We start from the raw sequence: 18,469 nt of genomic DNA on the forward strand, positions 1-18,469 counted from the left end.
TGCAAATTTTTGACTAGACGAATGCCCTTCCATTTGCAATTCTTTTTACTGCGTGTCACAATATGTTATGATACAAACAACGATAAATAAATTGGAAAGATTAGGAGTGTTTTTTGAATGAAAAAAATGGCTTTAGCAGCTGTAACAGCAGTAAGTGTTTTAACTCTTGGCGCATGCAGTAGCGGTGATAAAGAAGTAATCGCAACAACAAAATCAGGAGATGTCACGAAAGAAGAGCTTTATACAACTCTTAAGAAACAAGCAGGTGGAGATGCTTTAAACCTACTTGTTCAACAAAAGGTTCTTGCTGACAAATACAAAGTATCAGATAAAGAAATTGATAAGAAAATGGAAGAATATAAAAAGACACTTGGTGAAGATCGTTTAAAACAACTTCAAGATGAATTCGGAAAAGATTACATCAAAGATCAAGTGAAATATGAGCTGCTGACTCAAAAGGCTGCCAAAGCTAACATCAAAATCACTGATAAAGAAGTAAAAGCGTATTACGATGACCTAAAAGGGAAAATCCGCGCAAGCCACATTTTAGTAGCTGATAAGAAAACAGCTGAAGAAGTGGAAAAGAAATTAGATAAAGGTGAAAAATGGGATGCCCTTGTGTCTGAATATTCAACTGACACGGCTTCAGCAGCCCAAGGTGGCGATGTAGGCTGGTTTGCAAAAGAAGGCCAAATGGATGAGAACTTCAGTAAAGCTGCCTTCAAACTAAAAGTAAATGAAATCAGTAAACCAGTGAAATCACAATTCGGCTACCATATCATCAAAAAGACCGAAGAACGTGGTAAATACGATGACATGAAAGCGGACTTGAAAAAAGAACTGCTCGATCAAAAACAAGCTGACACAAATGAAGTCCAAACCATCTTAAACAAATTGGTAAAAGACGCTGATGTGAAAGTAAAAGACAAAGAACTTCAAAACACGTTCAAAGAAAAATCTCAACAAACAACAGAAACTCAAAATCAATAATCACTAAAAAACCCCCTCTGCATTCAACAAGCAGAGGGGGTTTTGTATGAAATGATATTTAAGCAATCGAATGATCCTCATGTTTCACTGTTTCCTGTGATCTTTTCACTTGCTGATCCTGACGTCTGCGCTCTCTTTCCTGTTCCATTCGCTCGATAAAAATTTCTCCTTCCTTTTCAATAAAGGATTGATCAATCTCTTGCTCCTCTTTGGCTGTCGTCATTAATTTATATGCACAGAAAATAATGCCAATGATACATGCATACACCCACCATGGAAAAAACAACATCTTTTCATCGCCTCCTTTTTTCAGGACTTCTCTCTCTTCCTTTGTGTTATATGCTTATGCGAAAAGAAGACAAGTTATGAAAAAAACGCCCGCATGAAACGGACGTTTTGACATTGTTATTGATCATGAAAGGTTGGTTTATAAAATGAACGATTCTCTAGTGCAAAAATACGTTCTGTATATTCTCCAGGCTTCACATGCTCAAGCGCACGATCCATCATGTTCATTTTCGCATCTAGATTATCAATATAGTGGAGAATTTCTGCTTCCTTCACCATTGGTGGTTTAGGACTTCCCCACTCTCCCTTTCCGTGATGACTCAGCACTAAATGCTGTAAAATCAAAATTTCTTCTGAATCAATACCAAGCTCTTCTGCGGCTTTCGCAATTTCTGTCACCATAATGGAAATATGACCAATTAAGTTCCCTTCAACCGTATATGTGGTTGAGACTGGACCCGAAAGCTCTTTTACTTTCCCTAAATCATGAAGAATGATGCCAGAATATAAAAGATCTCGATCTAGTGATGGGTATAGGTCAACAATTGATTTCGCTAAATGCAGCATGGACACCACATGATAGGCGAGACCTGAGACAAATTCGTGATGATTTTTGGTCGCTGCTGGATAATCAGCAAATTCCTGTCCGTATTTCTTCAGCAAATGTCTTGTGACACGCTGAATATTAGGGTTTTTCATATCAAAGATATATTGCATAACCGTATCCATCATATCGTGTTTTGGAATAGGAGCTGTTTCGAGAAAATCATCAATTCGAATTTGTTCGTTTTCAGCAACAGGGCGTATATTCCTAAGCTTCAGCTGGTTCCTCCCGCGATAATGATGAATGTCACCTACTACCTTCACGATGGTTTGTGGTGCATATGTGAGTTCATCATTCTGCTTTGCATCCCATAGCTTCGCCTCAATATCTCCACTTTGATCTTGAAGAATTAATGTTAAAAATGGTTTGCCATTACTCGCAATACCTTTAGTAGATGATTTAATTAATAAATGCAGGTCAACTTGTTCGCCGACATCATAGGTCATGATCCCTTTAGCCATTCAATAAAAGCTCCTTCCATATTTCTGCTCATATAAGTATAACATAAGTCATTATTTGTAAATCATTCAACTGCTAAACTCGTAATCTGGCTCTCTTCTGCTGCTTGCTTCATATGATGATGACAGGTGAAATAAAACAGCTGTGTCTCAAAACGAGTCATTTCATTCATCATCTCCAGCACTCTTCCTAGACGAACATGATCAAAATGAACGAAGCTGTCATCCATCATAAATGGGAGCTGACAATCTTGCTGATGAGACAAAGCGAGCGCAAAACGAATCGCCAGATAGATCTGTTCACATGTTGCCTGCGAAAGCTCCTCTGGGCGGAATATTCGTCCATCCATCCTTTTTACAATCAGCCGGTCATCTTCGGTTGAAAATAAAATGGCTTCATATCGATCATTTGTTAACGGCTGAATAAAGCTGGAAGCTGTTTGAAGGAGCGCTGGCAGCCTTGTTTCTTTATGTTCATTCAACTTTTCTCTAATGACGGAGCGGACAAGCTGAATAGCTGCCCATTTTTTCGCAAGATGCTTCGCATGTTCCTGCTCGGCTGCAAGCTGATGAGTCAGATCAGACACCGTACCTGAAGCTTCTATTTGCCGGATGTCCACGGCTAGTTCTGCTAAGCGCTTTTCCATATTCCTCGAGTTCAGTTGAATGTCATGTAGATGCTTCTTCGCTTCTGCGCATTCCTCCTCGAGGAGGCGTAATCCTTTCTGGACAATCCATTCTTCCTCATCAAAACAACCGCTTCTATGCAACTCTTGGTTCAGCTGCTGCAAATTGTACAGCCGCTCCCGGTATTCTTTAGATAGATGGGAAAGTACTTGGTAATCTTCTATTGACTCCGCTTCTACTTGACGAAAAAGCTCGCCAATTTGTTTTTCGTAATATTGAATTTCTCCTTCTAGCGTTGTCAGCTGCTGCTCCACATGTTGAATGGATACATTCAATGCCTGACGTTCTTTTTCTCTTTTCGCCTCATCTTTCAATATCTCTTGAAAGGCTGAGATGTTCTCTTGAATGGTCCCTTCATTTCTTTGAAGTATGCTGCTTAACGCTAAGACTCTACGCTCGTAGAGTGATTCCTGGTCGACAAGCACGTCTATTTCCCGAGTAAGCACCTTATATGCCGCTGTATTCGTTTTTAATTGTTTCAGAATATGAAAGGCTTCTACGAGGAAAGAAAGCTCTGAGGACAAGCCCAGCTGTCTTTTCATTTCCTCTACTTGCTGCTGGACTGGTTCTATCTCTCGTTCCCAGTCTTCATATTGCCGGATGATTCTTTCGTATAGAAGCTCCTTTTGCCTCACAACCGTTTCAGCTGAAGCTGCTTGAACCTGAAAGGAATCAGATGTCTCTCCACTGTTTCCTTGCCTTATTTGAGCATGTTTAATGAATGGATACATAGCAATGAAGACAAGAACAGAAAACACTGCAAAGAGTAATGTCACCCACCACTCTGTTAAAAAGAATAGTACGAACAGGATCACAGCATCAAACATAAACATGACCGGGAATAACCACGCCCTGGAATGAACCTGTTTCTCTTTCGTTCTTGTTCCCCTGGCATCCTCTGCGCCCTGCTGCTTGACCTGCTGATCCTTTAATCCTTTTAGAGCGGTTTCCGCTTCTTCTAGCTCATGTCTTGCGTGATCAAATCGATCATCCAGCTGGGCTTTTCTATCCATTAAACGAACATATTGGCTGACAGCCTCCTTTAATTCCCACTCAAAATCAAGTGAGTCATCGATCTGATCCAGCTTAATTGGACGCTGCCATTTCAGCTTCGCTGTCGCTTCTTCTATTTTTTGTTTCAATGAATCACGCTCTGCTTTTCCTTCTGCTAAGCGCTTCATCACAAGCTCAGCCTCAGACGACTCATCGACGACACGATTCATCTCCATTAACGTATCTTTTTCATAGAGTGGTTGCACTTGTGCAAGCGAGGTTTGCAAGTGATCTAATTTCGACTTCAGTGCCGTCAATTGCGCTTTTTTCGGGTGAAGGTGTGATTCTAGTTTATCAAGTTCATGCTCTGTTTCTTGTTTAAACCGCTTGACTCGTTCTGGATAATGCGCCAATTCTTTTTTTAGCTCCACCTTGTTCTCTATCATAGGGTACAGTCGAATGTGTTCAGTCAGTTGATGAATATTTTCTTCTACCTGTTTCATTTCATTTTGAAGCTTTTCTATACTCTCCGTTAATTCAGATTGCTCCCGTTTCTTTTCGGCATAACGGCCTTCTACCAATTTGGCTTGTTTCAGCTGGCCTGTCAGCTCTTTTAAACGATCAAGCTGCTGGTTTAATTCCGGCTTGCGTCCATTTGGTTTAAAAAGCTGCTCCTGCAGCTTTAGCAACCTGCTATCCATCTTGGAGGCCGCATCTGAACCAAATAAACTTGAGAAAAGTAAAAATTCACCGATTTGATCTTGGTTTAAGGCTTGGACATTTTGCAATCCAAACACATCAAATGAATAGATTGATTGGAATAATCTGCGATCCGTTCCCTTTAAAAGAGTCCTTAGAAAAGCTTCGTCTTTCACTTCACCATTTGGTAATAACACCTGAGCTTGACCGCCTTGATCGGACGTTCTCTCAATATGAATGATACCTAACGTCTCATCTACACAAGTGAGAGATCCGCCATAAAAAGACCCCTGCTTCGGCTTATACATCTTGCTTTTTGAAAAACCAAATAACATCGATTCAATAAACGCCTTCAAAGTCGTTTTCCCCGATTCATTCAGGCCATAAACTAGCTGAAAACCGTCATCAGAAAAGTGAAAGGTTCGATTTGAAAATTTCCCGAAATTCGCAATATGGAGTGAACGTATTTTCATCATGCCTCTCCTTTACTCATAATTGCTTCAGCTGTTCTGTCAGCAATCTTTGTGCTTCTTCTTTTATGTCCACTTCATCCTCTTTTGTGAGAGCTTTCCCTGACTTCCTGTAGGTTGGGTGACGCTTAATCGGTGAGAGCAGCTCTTCATATGCCTCAAACTGTGCAATTTCTGATGTGAGTTCTTTCAAAAAGGAATCTTCTGGATAGACGATATCCTCGTTTGTTCGGCAGTCAATAGACATCACCCAAACGAACACGTCTTCATCTTCTTCTTGCTCATGAAGAACTGCCATCAGCTCCTCGAGCACCTCAAGCTGCGTGCGCTCAAAATAATCAGGCGCATCACCAGTCAATTCAATTTTCACAAAATGTGGAACGCCCTGCTCTTTCAGTTCACCGATATTTCTTTCTACAAGCGTCACGAGGTCCGTCATATGAACCGTTTCTGTGATGTCTATTCCCAATGTCTCAAAGAAGACATCTGCACACCCAATAAACTCCGCTGTCTCAGAATCTTCGGAGAGGTGAACAAAGTAACAGCCTTTCTCTCCCGTTTCTTTTATATGTCTGCCCTGGATGTTGCCAGGGTAAATAATAAATGGATCTTCATGGAGAAGGGCTCTCTTATGAATATGTCCAAGCGCCCAATAATCGAGATCCCGCGAGAGGAGCTGCTGTAGCTGAAATGGCGCATACGCATCATGTCCTTCTTGACCCGCTAATGTGCCGTGAAGCATCGCAATGTGATAAGCAGCATCAGTCGTTTTTACGTAATGAGAGGTCATATTTTCATAGACAGCTCGCTCCTTGTAGCTAAACCCATAAATACTTGCGACAAGCTGATCCCCTCTATAAAAAGATTGCTCACTTGGCGTATGACTCGAGAAAACGTGAACATTCTCTGGCCACTCAATTGGTGTCCATTCACCGCCTAAATGATCATGGTTACCGTAAATAATAAAGACTTCAATCCCGTGTGTTTGCAGCCTTAGAAACTGATGTCTTAAAAAAAGCTGTGCTTTCAGACTGCGATTTGATTCATCAAATAAATCTCCGCTCAGCAGCACAAAGTCTACTGCTCGTTCAATGGCGAGATCAAACATGTTCTTGGCACTTTGAAATGTACTTTCTTTGAGCCGCTTAAATATTTGGCTTGGTATATTCGACATTCCCGCAAATGGACTATCTAAATGAAGATCTGCGGCATGAATAAAGGTAAGCTTAGTCAAACGTCTATCTCCTTGTCCGGTACTGTAGTTGTCCATATTTTATCACGCCATTTTTGCGAATGCACGTTCTATCACTCTCATTCTAAAAAACACATTTTTAAAAGCAAAAAAGAGGTTTTGTCTTACCCCTTGTTTAATTACATTAAAAAACAGAGGAAAGGAAGATGACGGATGGAAAAAACATACTTTTTAACCGTATTTGATCGGTCAGGTGAGACCTTATTAAATGAAAAAATCACAACGGATAGTGATGAAAAGGCGAAGGAATTAGGACGTCATCGCTTAACCGAACAGCAATATACGAAGCATTCTCATCGGCTCGTTGATAATGCAGGCAAGCTTCTTTTATTTGAACGTTAAAAAAGCCGGCATTCGCCGGCCTCACATTCGTTTATACTTTTTGAAACACAGGAGGCCTTTTTTCTAAAAAGGCCTGAATGCCTTCCTTGTGATCATAACTTTGCCTCAATCTTGCCTGTGCTGCCCGTTCCTTTTGAAGAACGGCTAACAGCTGTGATTCTGACTGCTGGAAATAGATCATCTTTGTTTCAATAAAAGCCTGAAGCGGCATGTTTATAAACGGCTTCACACACACTTTTTGATACAGATCGACCTCTTCCTGAAACACACCATCTGCGAGACGAAGCTCGAGCGCTTCTTCAGCCGACAGCTTTTGTCCGCTCCAAATCAATTGTTTGGCAGTTTGTTCACTGACTCTTTTTGTGAGGAAAAAATGCCCTCCCCCATCTGGAATTAACCCTATTCCGTTAAAATTCATGGCGAGTTTTGCATCCTGATGCATAAACAAATAATCACAGCTTAGAGCAAAGCTAAAAGCAAGGCCCGCCGCTGCCCCGTGAACAAGCGCAATCGTCACTTTTTTCATACGGGCAAGAGAAAGTGTAATTCCCTCGATCAAATCCATCACACGATGAAAATCCTCTTCACGATCCTGCTTAAGCATCATTCCAATATCTCCGCCAGCCGAAAACCCTTTTCCCATTCCCTTAATCACAACGATTTTCGCACTGCTTTCCTCCGCTGTATCACACGCCTCCTTGAATTCAGCAAACATGTCAACATGAAATGAATTATAAGCTTTCGGTCTATTGAAAACGATTTCAAAAATATCCCCATCTAACTGACCATTGATATATGTCATCATCCATTCCCCTCTTTCTTAACAGCTTATGACTTACTTCCCTTTCCATCGAGTAATTCCTTTTCCTCTGAATAAAAAATTTCAAGATCAATTGATACTAAAATAAGCATAATTGTTGAAACAAGAAATATATTTTTATATAGTAAAATAAGAAAGAAAAATGATTTGAAAGGAGGAGGATGATTGATAAGGTGTTCCATACTCATATTGATTAGCTTCATCGTCATGTTTTCTCCCTTTTCAAATGTCGTTTTTGCTTCACAGGCAGAAGCGAGCACACCCAATTGTATTTCTCCATCCATCTATGATGAAGAAATAAACGCAGTGAAGACACCTCCATTTTCAAAAAAACATGCCTCATCCATTCTGTTAAAGCACAGATTATCAATGGTTGGTTCAAAAGCTTTTCTTTTAAAGCGTGTTCCATCAACAGCATTATCCATTGATCTATGTTTTTTGGAAATGAAGTGTGCGATCCCCATTATGTGTCAATCAAATTACCTCTACTGATTCATTTTATTTCATCCGTAATCACTATATGAAAAACACAACCTATCATATTCGGAGGGATAAAATGAACATTAAAGAAAATGATCTTCCAGGGATCGGAAAGAAATTTGAAATTGAAACGAGAAATAGAGAAAAGATGACGATTGTGATTCATGATGATGGCAGACGGGAGATTTATCGTTTTGACGATGATGATCCAGATGAAGTTCTGTCCACCATTTCTCTCGATGATGCTGAATCCCGGCAAATTGCTGCTATTATCGGCGGGATGGTGTATAAGCCGCAGGCACTTGAAACCATTGAAATGGCCTTCAATGACTTGATCATTGAATGGTTTAAGGTGGAAAAAGGCGCAAAAGCGGTTGGACATACACTCGGTGATTTAGATGTGAGACAAAATTATGAAGTAACCGTGATTGCGATCATTAAACATACAAATGAAAAATTACTCAACCCAGGTGCTGATTCGATTATTCAAGCAAATGATACGATGGTCATTTCAGGGGAAAGAAAACACTTGAAGCGATTGATACGTGATTTTCTTTCTAGAGGGGGAGCGTGATGAATGGATCATTTAGTCTTTGAAATTGGGACGGCGCTGATTCTCATCGCCATTGCCAGCTTAATTGCCAATAAAATTAAATTCTCTATCATTCCTTTTCTCATCGTCCTCGGAATGGTTGTTGGGCCGCACGCTCCGACCATCGGGATCATTGATTTGAAATTTATCGAAAGCACTGAAATTATTTCGTTTTTTGGTAGAATGGGTGTCTTGTTCCTTCTTTTCTACCTTGGACTTGAGTTCTCTGTCGGAAAGCTCATTAAATCGGGCAAATCCATTGCAGTCGGCGGATCTATTTATATTTTGATCAACTTTAGCTTAGGACTGCTTTATGGTTTCATGACAGGATTTGGATTCCTCGAGGTTCTCATTATGGCAGGGGTTATCACCATTTCATCTAGTGCCATCGTTGCCAAAGTCCTTGTTGATTTGAAACGGACAGCGAACCCTGAAACAGAGTTAATTCTTGGGATTATTATGTTCGAGGATATTTTCCTCGCCGTTTATTTATCCGTCGTATCAGGTCTTGTCCTTGGAGATGCCACATCCGTTGGCGGTGCCTTATTATCTATTTTAATCGCTTTTGGTTATATGATGCTTTTCTTTATCATCGCACGTAAGCTGCCAAAACTATTAAACAAGCTTTTCGATATCCGTTCGAACGAAGTGTTCATCATTGTGATTTTTGCCGCTTTGTTCTTTGTCGCTGGTTTCTCAGAGACAATTCATGTAGCAGAGGCAATCGGTGCTCTCTTACTTGGCCTTGTTTTCTCAGAAACAGAGCATTCTGACCGCATCGAACATCTCGTTGTTCCATTTAGAGATTTCTTTGGGGCGATGTTCTTCTTCAGCTTCGGTCTGAGTATTGATCCATTTACATTAGGAGACGCCTTCTGGCTTGCGATTGGCGCTGTGATTCTCACCTTAATTGGGAACTTCATTGCCGGTATGTTCGCTGGAAGAAGAGCTGGTTTTTCTCATAAAGTCTCTTCTAATATTGGATTAACCATCGTCTCAAGAGGAGAGTTTTCAATCATCGTAGCCGAGCTTGGCATTGCAGGTGGGCTTGCCGCTACATTGAAGCCATTTGCTGCATTATATGTCTTAATCCTTGCGATTTTAGGACCCCTTGTGACGAAAGAATCTAAGCGAATCTATCACATACTCAATAAAATCTTTAAGTGGAAAACAGAAAAACCAAAAGTGAAAAAAGAAACAACCATTTAACCAAAAAGGGCCCCGAATAAAGGGCCCTTTTTCATTTCTTAATCAAATTGCTGAAATGCTGTTTCTTGCTTCACTGGTGTTTCCTTTACCCCGCGAATGGTTTGTATCACTTTCTGGTTGCGGTAGATGGATAGCTTTAAATTGGTCGCCGCTGTTCCATGAGAGTGATCAAGATGAGTAAATGTAAAGAAATGATGTGAGCGCTTGTCTTTGAATACAAGCCTGAAGTCGCCTGTCACTTTAAAATGTTCATCACTTTCCCATTCAATCAAAGATTCGTACGCACTAAACCATGCGGGAATATTCGGCGTGTATCCTGTAGCCAATACCACATGATCCGCTGTTATTTTCTTTTCTTTCTTCAGCTTCCACTGCCTTAGGTGCAGTTCCAAGGGCCGATGCTCCTCCATCTGAATCGCTTCAAGCTCGGTCATCGGCTGAATGAGAACAGACGGCTCTTCTCCTGAAACAGAGCGATGGTACAATTCCTGATAAATGCGAGAAAGCGTCGATGCATCTATGCCATTCCTTAATCCAGTCAGTCTAGGCAATGTATTCATACGTTCTTCATAAGGAAGCGAATGAAAATATTCAACATACTTTGGCGTAAATAGCTCCTGGCCAAGCTCTGCCTTCTCCAGCTCTCTAAATTCACTAGAACGTGTAAACCATGAAAGCTGCTGCCCTTTCTTTTGATGCTGAAGGAGGTCTAAGAAAATCTCGGCTGCACTTTGCCCGGAACCGATTACTGTCACCGATTCAGCTTCGTGAAGTTCTTTTTGTTGATCTAAGTAGCGGCTGCTATGCGTCACATGTGGCAATGCAGCTTCTGGCACATCGACTGGAATCATCGGCTTGCTTCCTGTCCCAAGTACGACATGCTTTGCATGATATTCAGAAAGCGATCCGTCTTTCATTTGCCGAACTTTTACTAGATAACCTTCTTGACAGTCCGTCACTTCTTCTACCTTCATCCCAAACTGACAGCTATCTAATTCACCTGCGACCCATGATAAGTACTCGTTGAATTCTCTCCGAGGTATATCAAATTGTTCAAATGTATAAAATCGATGAAGTCTGTTTGATTCATGTAAATAATTCAAAAATGTATACCTGCTCCTTGGATTCGCCATCGTCACAAGGTCTGCTAGAAAGGAAACCTGCAAATCCGTTCCTTTGATCAGCATACCAGGATGCCAGGCAAAATGAGCCTCTTGTTCAAAAAAACAGCATGTGACGTCTTCATACTCCTCTAATAAAGCTGCCAATCCTAAATTTGCGGGCCCAATCCCAATTCCGATCACATCAATCATATGTACACCTGCTTTAACTTTTTATCACTTATATACCCTTTTACAAATGAAAAAAACACTGCGTCACCGCAGTGTTTAAACGTGAGAAACAAATAATGACTCAAGGAATTGAATTTTCTCTTCCGTATAGTGCTCATAGCGATCATTATACGATTTTGGATCTTTTGGATTGGCATACTGCGTAATTTTTCCTGATCGCGGATCAATAAATTTACTGGCTGCGCCGCATCCAATGCCAATGATCGTCTGAACTTCTTCCATAATGATGATATTATACAAACTTTCCTGTCCATCTAATGAATACCCGACATTTTCGAGATTCCCTAAGATGTTTTTTTGTCTATATAAATAATATGGATAATATTCATGTTCTTTCGTCCAAGCGACCGCTTCATCCATCATACGTGTGATTTCTTCTCGGTCTGCCACTTGATATTTCTCTTTATTGCGCGTCATCTCAGACGCTCTTTTAAAGGAGAGTGTATGCACGGTTAAAGATTCAGGCCTTAGTTCTTCAGTCTGCTGCAAGGAGTGCTGAAATTCCTTTAGTCCTTCACCCGGCAAACCAATGATTAAGTCCATGTTAATATTATTCATGCCGTACTGTCTTGATAAATGATACTTTTCAATCGTTTCTTCCACACTATGGTGCCGGCCAATGGCTTTCAGTGTTTCATTCTCATATGATTGCGGGTTGATGCTAATCCGGTCAATATTGTAGCGGTTTAGCACCTCTAGCTTATCAGGCGAAATCGTATCAGGACGTCCTGCTTCTACAGTAACTTCTCGAATATGTTTCACATCAGGGAAAGAGCGATGCATTTCTTCATACAGTAAATCCATTTCTTCCGCTGTGATACTCGTTGGCGTACCTCCGCCAAAATAAACGGTCGTCACTTTGATCCCGTGTTCTTTTAACCATTCGCCCATTTTCTGCATCTCATAATGCAGTCCAAAGAGAAACGTTCCCACTCTGCCAGCTTGTCCTTTAATGGCATAAGCAGGGAACGTGCAATAAGCACATTTTGTTGGGCAGAAAGGAATACCAATATAAATACTCACTTCCTGCTGAAGATCATACAGATCTGGAATCGCTTGAAGCTGACGGTCGACAATCTCCTGCATCAAATCGATTTTTTCATCATGAATCAAGTAATCACGCTTTAACGCCGCATGTGCTTCTTCCTTTGTCATGCCTTCTCTTAGCATCTTGTGAAGTAATTTCGTAGGACGTATCCCGGTGAGAATCCCCCATTTTTGCGTCATGCCTGTATGCTCCTGAAGCAGGTGTAAATAAACAGAGAGCACTGTGTTTTTGATTTGCTTCCAGCGCTCTTTATCGTTTAAGCCCTCTGGCACATCTCTTGTAAAACGACTGTTTATTTCTGATCCAGCGATATGGCCAGATGCTTCAATCATTCCACGTTCTTCTTTCCAGCTAAACACGATCACTAAACCATCATCCTGTTCGTCTGGATCAAACAGCACTTCACTATCTTCTTCAAATAAGTTTGCTATATTGACAAGCGGGCGATGAAATCGTTCATCTGACAGCCCTTTAATTAAAATTCGCATCGTATCACCTTTATCTTCAAACTTGTTTCATTTTACAAAATTCATCTAGGAAAAGCAATGAAGGGAACAGATGAAGACCCTGTCATTTCTTAATGGACAGGGTCTTCACCGTATTATCGTTTAATATCGAATTGATGTAAAAATCCTTCCCTTTGCTGCATTCTAAAGTATTCTTTGATCATATAAGCGACGCCCTGTTCATCATGAGACCGTGTCACCCAATCGGCTTTACGCTTGACCGAATGAGGTGCATTTCCCATAGCGACGCCTAAGCCAGCTAACTCAAGCATTGGAATGTCATCTGGCCCGTGGCCGATGACGACCGTATCTTCTAAAGTTAAACCTAGCGCCGAGGTTAAAAGAGAGAGTCCTGCTTCTTTTGAAACCCCTTTGCATACGATATTCATTTTCTCATCACTGATCTTAATGAGATCGACAGAAGGGAATGCTTGTTGAATGGTCTTGTGAATCTCAGGCTGAAGCTCTGCGGTCGAATATACTTCAATCACTGGTGTGCTGACCGGTTCATCCATCAGCATATCACTTAACGATTCTACAAATTGAACGGGATAAAAAATCGGATCAGACGGATGAATCAACGTCTTTCCCATCAATTGAGACTGTGTTTTTTTTCGATTGCCGATAGAGAATTTTTCATGCAGCAAGCGGACATTACAATCAAAGCTTTCAAGAATTTGCACAAGATTAAATGTTTTTTCTTCCGTTAATTTCTTCACATGAAGCGGCTCATCGAGTTTATCAGCGATAAAAGCACCACTATGCGTCACAAGAGTTGAATTTGGAATCTTCAACGCCTTGGCGATTTTTTGTGCTGCCCGAAAATGCCGATTGGTGACAATCGTCACGTAAACCCCTTTTTTCTTTACATATTCTACAGCTTCTTTTGTAGCGGAGTGAATTTTCCCATTGGAACGAAGTAACGTTCCATCTATATTGAGTGCAAGTAGTTTTTTTGACACTGAGGCATCCCCCTTCTTGATGACTGTACTTAAGATGAGGATATGCCCTAGCTTGGTGCTTTAGAACATACAGTTGAAACAACCCCTAGCTTTATGAATCAACGGTAAATAAAAAAAGCCTACCCCTAGGCTTTTTTTTATGTATGGTTTGGATGCGTAACAATGGAGTGATGAAGCTCCCCATAATCCCCTTATCTTTCACACACCAAAGCATTGCTTATATTCGATCCCCTTATGCTTTGCGTTTCTCCCAGAAGCGCTTCTCTCTCATTCGGCTCATCGCCATAAATCCCAAGTGAAACGCACCCAATTAATCACGAGAGCGCTTTTTTGAAAGCACTTTCAATAAGTATTATCGCAGAATTTTTGAGCTTCATCAACCTTTTTTTAAAAGATATACAGAGGAGATGCTAATTAAAAAAAGGGCGAATTTTATCGCCCTTTCAATTAATTTTCTTCTGTATTTCCATAAAGCTCTTCAAGAGGCTTCATGATAATTTTATTTAATTCACCGATGAGAACACTCACGCGTTGTTCTGCTTCCATCAATTGAGAGATTTTATCGTGCTGCTGAACAAGTGCCACCGTTTTTTGAGCTTGCTCCACTTCTTCTTGTGTAATCTCTTGGCCAGTCATTTGTTTTTGTTGAAGGTTTACTTGAATGTCACGAAAGTTCTCAAACATTCTTTTAGAGGACTCATCCTCATTTACCTCATCATAAAGATTTCTTAAAGTTGAATATTCTTCGCTATGACGCAGTGCTTTTTCAAGGTCATATGCAACATCATAAAGATTTACAGACATGTTATGTCTCCTTTCTATCCGTTATCACCGATATGATCGGCGGACACCACTCCACTATAACAAACTATGGCTTTCGTTTCACATATATACAATAAATTCATCAAAATTTCTCTAGCCGGTCTTAGAATAGCGTGACAAAAATAGCTTGGATAGCGCCAATCATCCCGCCTAAAAGACCACCTAGAAAGGTAATCATCTTGAGCTCTTTACTGGAAATGCTGACCACAAGCTCTTCCATTTTTTCAAGTGGGAAAAGTTCAATTTGCTCCCGAATGATTTCTTCAAATTGAAGCTTAGCGAGCAGACCCTCTAAAGCATTCGATGCCGCTTCGATCCCCTTATCAATCAGCACTGGCGCAAATTGTGTTTTGAGATCATCCGCTACAGCACTGACATAAGCTCCAACTGGTCTGTCTAATATCAGCTTTGTAGAGAAATGGGAAAGCAATTGTCTTTTCACACTAAATACAAGCTCCTTCACATTCCATTTTTCATCAAGCTCATGAAGAGAAAACTGCTTTACCTTGTCCCATTCTTGAACAAGCAAATCCGATAAAAACCTTTTTGTTTCTGCATTTCTTAAAAACTTGATGATTTCAGGATGTACACGGTCAATTAAGCTTGAATTCCCAAGAAACATTTGGACCATACTGCCAAGCATTCCTCGTTCCTTTAAGAAATCATCAATCATATTGCCAAGTCTTGCTTTTCCTTCTTCACTTTCAAAGTAATGAATGCCCCTCTTTAAAATATAATCTGCTGCAACTGGAATGTTTGAAGAGATTTTATTTTCCACTTCTGGAGGAAGCAATTCAGATAAAATTTGCTGATCATATTTTTCAAGCAGTGAACTGAGCTTCTGATCAGACCACTGATGGAGCCATTCATCTGCTTTTACATCAGCCTGCGGAACGCCAAATCTTTCTAACAAGGAGAGCACTGTTATCTCCATATCAGCACCCTTGTCAATATATTGATGGACTGTATGCAAGATCTCTTGCCTTGCCTCCGATGATTCAAATCGTTTTTGAATACCTTCTGGCGTGAGTAAATGCTCCATAACCATGACACCAACCTGCTTGGCTACTTCATCTCTTCTTTTAGGAATGAGCCCTGGTGTAAATGGGAGCTGTTTTCCAAATAAGTAATATGGCTTATAAGGACGAAAAAGCATTTTAATTGCAAGATGGTTTGTCGCTGCTCCTATGACTGCTCCTATAACAATCATAAAGATAAACGTTGTGAATATATTCAAAGTCGTCATCTACCTTTCAAACTACACCCGATGTTTATTGTTTTGATCTATACGTATTATAGTTGTTGTCATGATCCCAAGCAAATGAAGCATGCAATGAGACATATGATAAAGTAATCTGTCGTAATGATAAAGGAGCGCAAGGTTTCTGTAAAATCATGAAAAAGTGTTTTTCTGGTGGTAAAAAATGAAGTTGAAAAGAAGGTGTTTTTTAATGACGTCAACGTTAGGTATTGTGACCCTTTCTCCGCAGCATGAAGAGGTATTCACACGTCAGCTCGCCAAAGCTGCCTCTTCTTTTGATTTAGAGGTTGTTCGTTTTACACCTCTTGATTTAAAGCCTGCTTCGAATTTGATACAAGGTCAAAAATATACGAATGACAAAGGTTTTGCAGCCGCAGAATTTCAAATTCCAGACTTGATTTACGATCGATGTCTTTACCAGCATGGCGCACAATCTAAAAAAGCAAAACCAATCATGGAATGGCTAAAAAAGTATCCAAAAACAGCTTTTTTGAATACTGGAATCCCAAATAAAATGGTGCTATTCGAGCGGCTCCGTCTCCTTCCTTCTTTGCAGCCATATTTACCTGTATGCTCATTATTGAAAGAGCCCTCGGACCTGCTCAACATGGTAAGGAAGGGTGGATATTGTAAGATGCAACCGCTCTCTCAACAGCATGCATCATCTACTTACTTCATTTCCTTAAATGACAAAACAACATTCACTGTTCAGCTAAGTCCCATGCAGGTCATCACATTTTCTCGTCCATCAGAGGTTGAACGATGGTGCAAAAAGTTTGTAGGTCGATATTTCCTTCAATTTTTTAACACGAATGACCAAAAAGATTTTTTATTCAATGAAATAAGGATTTTTCTTATGAAAGATTCACAAAATCAATGGAATAGCATGGGGATTCACACAAAATCACCTTTGGAAAATAGCCTTTTAAGCAATGCACAAAATTCAAATCATGTGGTAGGCTTTGACCACTACTTACATTCATTGCAGCCACACATCAAAGAGCTACTATTAGATGATATTGCATCCATTCAGTCATCTCTCCCAGCATATGTAGATAAAACCTACTCTCCATGCTTTGAGTTCGCTGTAGAATTACTTCATACAAGTGAAGGCAGACTTTTCATATCAAATATAAGATCTAAACCAGGACGATCCGCTTTTTTAAAAGCTTACCCTGAAAAGGAAAATCAATTGATTCGATTCATTCTTGAACATGCACAATCTATGATGTCTCAACCGAAGGAGGCTTCTTATGTACAGAAATCGTTGCATCATCGTCCCTCATCTAACAAGTGAAAAAACAATTCATCTTCCCATCCATTTTAAACAGCAGAATGCAATCGATTCTCTTGCTTTAGGGTCTCGTTTAGTAGACGACTTCACCATTTCCTACCATCAACAAACACATAAAATTTTATTATCGAAAGACCTATACATCGATTTACTGATTCCTTACCAATCAAAAGTTGAAGTCATCATCGTTAACGATACACTCTTTATAGGGCCACTGATCGGCATTTTCACCGCAGGTTTTGAGCAAAGTACGCAGCCATTAGGATCAAGATCAGATTTTTTTATCAAGCTGCTGCAATCTTGCAAGCAACATGCTGGTTTTGCATATGTTTTTGGTACTCATTCTATTGATTGGGAAAAAGGGATAGTAGAAGGACTGCTCTATCAAGGGAACAGATGGGTTAAAAAACAACTCCCTCTGCCGTCAGTCGTTTATGACCGGCTTCCAAATAGAAAGGCTGCTCAGTCGGCTTTCATTCAAGAAACAAAGCGCAAACTCACTCAAGATTACGAGATCCCTTGGTTCAACCCTTATTTTTTTAATAAATGGCATATACATGAGCAACTATTAACAGATGAACGAACATTGTCCTTTCTGCCACATTCCATACAATTAGATCCTTTGGACACTCTAAGTAAAATAGAAACACTCCTCCATCTGCATCATGTCATTTACTTAAAACCGACAAACGGGAGTCACGGAGACGGTATTTATCAATTAAAATCAGTGCATAACGAGATCATTGTACGTTCGAATAAAGGGAAGTCCATTTCATATGATTCAGTAGACCATTTCGTCAAACAGCTGCGAAAAGATTGCGTCATTCATGAAATTATTGCCCAACAAGGCATTGAACTTCTGCATATAGACAATCAACCGATGGATTTCAGAGTTCATACGAATAAAAATAAGTATGGTCATTGGACAGTCACGGCAGCAGCGGCAAAAGTTTCAGGAAATCACACAGTCACGACCCATCAGTTACATGGAGGATCGGTCAAAACACTCTATGATGTCTTTCCTGAAGAGAAGAAACGTTTGCAGATTTTACAACAGCTTTCTCATACTGCCATCACACTTAGTCAGGTGATAGATGAAAAAATGCCTGGTCATATTGGTGAAATCGGTTTTGACTTAGGCATTGATCACACAGGCGCAATCTGGATGTTTGAAGCCAATTCTCGCCCAGGCCGTGAGATTTTCCAGCATGTGTCCTTGAAAAAATCAGAATGGCTGATCGGGAAAAGAATTGTGGATTACGCGTCTTACCTTTCACAAACGGCACTCACGACTACAGATCACGCGAACGTCAACTGATTGTTTTTCGTCTCGCGTGTCA

At 40.3% G+C, this 18,469-nt stretch carries 17 protein-coding genes; 6 read left to right on the forward strand and 11 right to left on the reverse strand.

Features of this window, described 5'->3' with window-relative positions:
- The first annotated feature begins 117 nt into the window (after positions 1 to 117).
- Positions 118 to 990, forward strand: coding sequence for a peptidylprolyl isomerase (locus BA70_RS10015; protein ID WP_034321496.1), 873 nt, complete (start codon positions 118 to 120; stop codon positions 988 to 990).
- A gap of 58 nt (positions 991 to 1,048) precedes the next feature.
- On the opposite strand, the gene BA70_RS10020 is transcribed toward BA70_RS10015, so the two are convergent.
- The 4 genes from BA70_RS10020 to BA70_RS10035 all read right to left on the reverse strand — a co-directional run bounded on the left by BA70_RS10020 (position 1,049) and on the right by BA70_RS10035 (position 6,423).
- Positions 1,049 to 1,279: a sporulation YhaL family protein gene (locus BA70_RS10020; protein ID WP_034321499.1), complete on the reverse strand. Its 231-nt coding sequence runs from the start codon at positions 1,277 to 1,279 to the stop codon at positions 1,049 to 1,051.
- Between the two features lie 116 nt (positions 1,280 to 1,395).
- Positions 1,396 to 2,343, reverse strand: coding sequence for a 3'-5' exoribonuclease YhaM (gene yhaM / locus BA70_RS10025; protein ID WP_034321502.1), 948 nt, complete (start codon positions 2,341 to 2,343; stop codon positions 1,396 to 1,398).
- Positions 2,344 to 2,405: 62 nt separating this feature from the next.
- On the reverse strand, positions 2,406 to 5,192 hold the full coding sequence (locus BA70_RS10030; protein ID WP_034321505.1) for an ATP-binding protein: 2,787 nt from the start codon (positions 5,190 to 5,192) through the stop codon (positions 2,406 to 2,408).
- Between the two features lie 16 nt (positions 5,193 to 5,208).
- Entirely contained in the window at positions 5,209 to 6,423 is a 1,215-nt protein-coding gene (locus tag BA70_RS10035) for a metallophosphoesterase family protein (protein ID WP_034321508.1), read from the reverse strand.
- A gap of 171 nt (positions 6,424 to 6,594) precedes the next feature.
- Here BA70_RS10035 and BA70_RS10040 point away from each other — a divergent pair, with 171 nt between their 5' ends.
- Positions 6,595 to 6,783: a YhzD family protein gene (locus BA70_RS10040; protein WP_034321511.1), complete on the forward strand. Its 189-nt coding sequence runs from the start codon at positions 6,595 to 6,597 to the stop codon at positions 6,781 to 6,783.
- Between the two features lie 31 nt (positions 6,784 to 6,814).
- Here BA70_RS10040 and BA70_RS10045 read toward each other — a convergent pair whose 3' ends face one another.
- Together BA70_RS10045 and BA70_RS20180 are read right to left on the reverse strand one after the other, a co-directional pair.
- The gene (locus BA70_RS10045) at positions 6,815 to 7,588 is read right to left on the reverse strand and encodes an enoyl-CoA hydratase (RefSeq protein ID WP_051691138.1); all 774 of its coding nucleotides are present in this window, start codon (positions 7,586 to 7,588) and stop codon (positions 6,815 to 6,817) included.
- 23 nt (positions 7,589 to 7,611) lie between these two features.
- Entirely contained in the window at positions 7,612 to 7,806 is a 195-nt protein-coding gene (locus BA70_RS20180; protein WP_078061699.1) for a hypothetical protein, read from the reverse strand.
- A 353-nt stretch (positions 7,807 to 8,159) separates the two neighbouring features.
- On the opposite strand from BA70_RS20180, the gene BA70_RS10060 reads away from it, so the two are divergent.
- Both BA70_RS10060 and BA70_RS10065 read left to right on the forward strand, forming a co-directional pair.
- The gene (locus tag BA70_RS10060; protein WP_034321519.1) at positions 8,160 to 8,657 is read left to right on the forward strand and encodes a cation:proton antiporter regulatory subunit; all 498 of its coding nucleotides are present in this window, start codon (positions 8,160 to 8,162) and stop codon (positions 8,655 to 8,657) included.
- A gap of 3 nt (positions 8,658 to 8,660) precedes the next feature.
- Positions 8,661 to 9,884: a cation:proton antiporter gene (locus tag BA70_RS10065; protein WP_034321521.1), complete on the forward strand. Its 1,224-nt coding sequence runs from the start codon at positions 8,661 to 8,663 to the stop codon at positions 9,882 to 9,884.
- Positions 9,885 to 9,922: 38 nt separating this feature from the next.
- On the opposite strand, the gene BA70_RS10070 is transcribed toward BA70_RS10065, so the two are convergent.
- The 5 genes from BA70_RS10070 to BA70_RS10090 form a co-directional block, all read right to left on the reverse strand.
- Entirely contained in the window at positions 9,923 to 11,197 is a 1,275-nt protein-coding gene (locus BA70_RS10070) for a lysine N(6)-hydroxylase/L-ornithine N(5)-oxygenase family protein (RefSeq protein WP_034321524.1), read from the reverse strand.
- A 75-nt stretch (positions 11,198 to 11,272) separates the two neighbouring features.
- Positions 11,273 to 12,772 carry a coproporphyrinogen III oxidase gene (locus BA70_RS10075; RefSeq protein WP_034321525.1) on the reverse strand — a complete coding sequence of 500 codons (1,500 nt, stop codon included), beginning with the start codon at positions 12,770 to 12,772 and terminating at the stop codon, positions 11,273 to 11,275.
- Positions 12,773 to 12,885: 113 nt separating this feature from the next.
- On the reverse strand, positions 12,886 to 13,752 hold the full coding sequence (locus BA70_RS10080) for a Cof-type HAD-IIB family hydrolase (protein WP_034321528.1): 867 nt from the start codon (positions 13,750 to 13,752) through the stop codon (positions 12,886 to 12,888).
- Positions 13,753 to 14,199: 447 nt separating this feature from the next.
- On the reverse strand, positions 14,200 to 14,556 hold the full coding sequence (locus BA70_RS10085; protein WP_034321530.1) for a YlbF/YmcA family competence regulator: 357 nt from the start codon (positions 14,554 to 14,556) through the stop codon (positions 14,200 to 14,202).
- 121 nt (positions 14,557 to 14,677) lie between these two features.
- A complete protein-coding gene (locus BA70_RS10090; protein WP_034321533.1) occupies positions 14,678 to 15,811 on the reverse strand; it encodes a DUF445 domain-containing protein in 1,134 nt (377 codons plus the stop codon).
- A gap of 214 nt (positions 15,812 to 16,025) precedes the next feature.
- On the opposite strand from BA70_RS10090, the gene BA70_RS10095 reads away from it, so the two are divergent.
- Both BA70_RS10095 and BA70_RS10100 read left to right on the forward strand, forming a co-directional pair.
- Positions 16,026 to 17,132 carry a YheC/YheD family protein gene (locus tag BA70_RS10095; RefSeq protein WP_034321535.1) on the forward strand — a complete coding sequence of 369 codons (1,107 nt, stop codon included), beginning with the start codon at positions 16,026 to 16,028 and terminating at the stop codon, positions 17,130 to 17,132.
- The gene (locus BA70_RS10100; RefSeq protein WP_034321537.1) at positions 17,089 to 18,447 is read left to right on the forward strand and encodes a YheC/YheD family endospore coat-associated protein; all 1,359 of its coding nucleotides are present in this window, start codon (positions 17,089 to 17,091) and stop codon (positions 18,445 to 18,447) included. The genes BA70_RS10095 and BA70_RS10100 overlap by 44 nt, the downstream gene beginning before the upstream one ends.
- Positions 18,448 to 18,469: the final 22 nt, after the last annotated feature.

Source organism: Bacillus zhangzhouensis, from assembly GCF_000715205.1.
GTDB classification, from domain to species: Bacteria; Bacillota; Bacilli; order Bacillales; family Bacillaceae; genus Bacillus; species Bacillus zhangzhouensis.

Coding starts and splice junctions, on each gene's coding strand:
- BA70_RS10085 (WP_034321530.1), bottom strand. CDS start 14,556: ATGTCTGTAAATCTTTATGATGTTGCATATGACCTTGAAAAAGCACTG.
- BA70_RS20180 (WP_078061699.1), bottom strand. CDS start 7,806: ATGAAGCTAATCAATATGAGTATGGAACACCTTATCAATCATCCTCCT.
- BA70_RS10075 (WP_034321525.1), bottom strand. CDS start 12,772: ATGCGAATTTTAATTAAAGGGCTGTCAGATGAACGATTTCATCGCCCG.
- BA70_RS10070 (WP_034321524.1), bottom strand. CDS start 11,197: ATGATTGATGTGATCGGAATTGGGATTGGGCCCGCAAATTTAGGATTG.
- BA70_RS10100 (WP_034321537.1), top strand. CDS start 17,089: ATGTACAGAAATCGTTGCATCATCGTCCCTCATCTAACAAGTGAAAAA.
- BA70_RS10095 (WP_034321535.1), top strand. CDS start 16,026: ATGACGTCAACGTTAGGTATTGTGACCCTTTCTCCGCAGCATGAAGAG.
- yhaM (WP_034321502.1), bottom strand. CDS start 2,343: ATGGCTAAAGGGATCATGACCTATGATGTCGGCGAACAAGTTGACCTG.
- BA70_RS10020 (WP_034321499.1), bottom strand. CDS start 1,279: ATGTTGTTTTTTCCATGGTGGGTGTATGCATGTATCATTGGCATTATT.
- BA70_RS10045 (WP_051691138.1), bottom strand. CDS start 7,588: ATGATGACATATATCAATGGTCAGTTAGATGGGGATATTTTTGAAATC.
- BA70_RS10065 (WP_034321521.1), top strand. CDS start 8,661: ATGGATCATTTAGTCTTTGAAATTGGGACGGCGCTGATTCTCATCGCC.
- BA70_RS10060 (WP_034321519.1), top strand. CDS start 8,160: ATGAACATTAAAGAAAATGATCTTCCAGGGATCGGAAAGAAATTTGAA.
- BA70_RS10040 (WP_034321511.1), top strand. CDS start 6,595: ATGGAAAAAACATACTTTTTAACCGTATTTGATCGGTCAGGTGAGACC.
- BA70_RS10030 (WP_034321505.1), bottom strand. CDS start 5,192: ATGAAAATACGTTCACTCCATATTGCGAATTTCGGGAAATTTTCAAAT.
- BA70_RS10015 (WP_034321496.1), top strand. CDS start 118: ATGAAAAAAATGGCTTTAGCAGCTGTAACAGCAGTAAGTGTTTTAACT.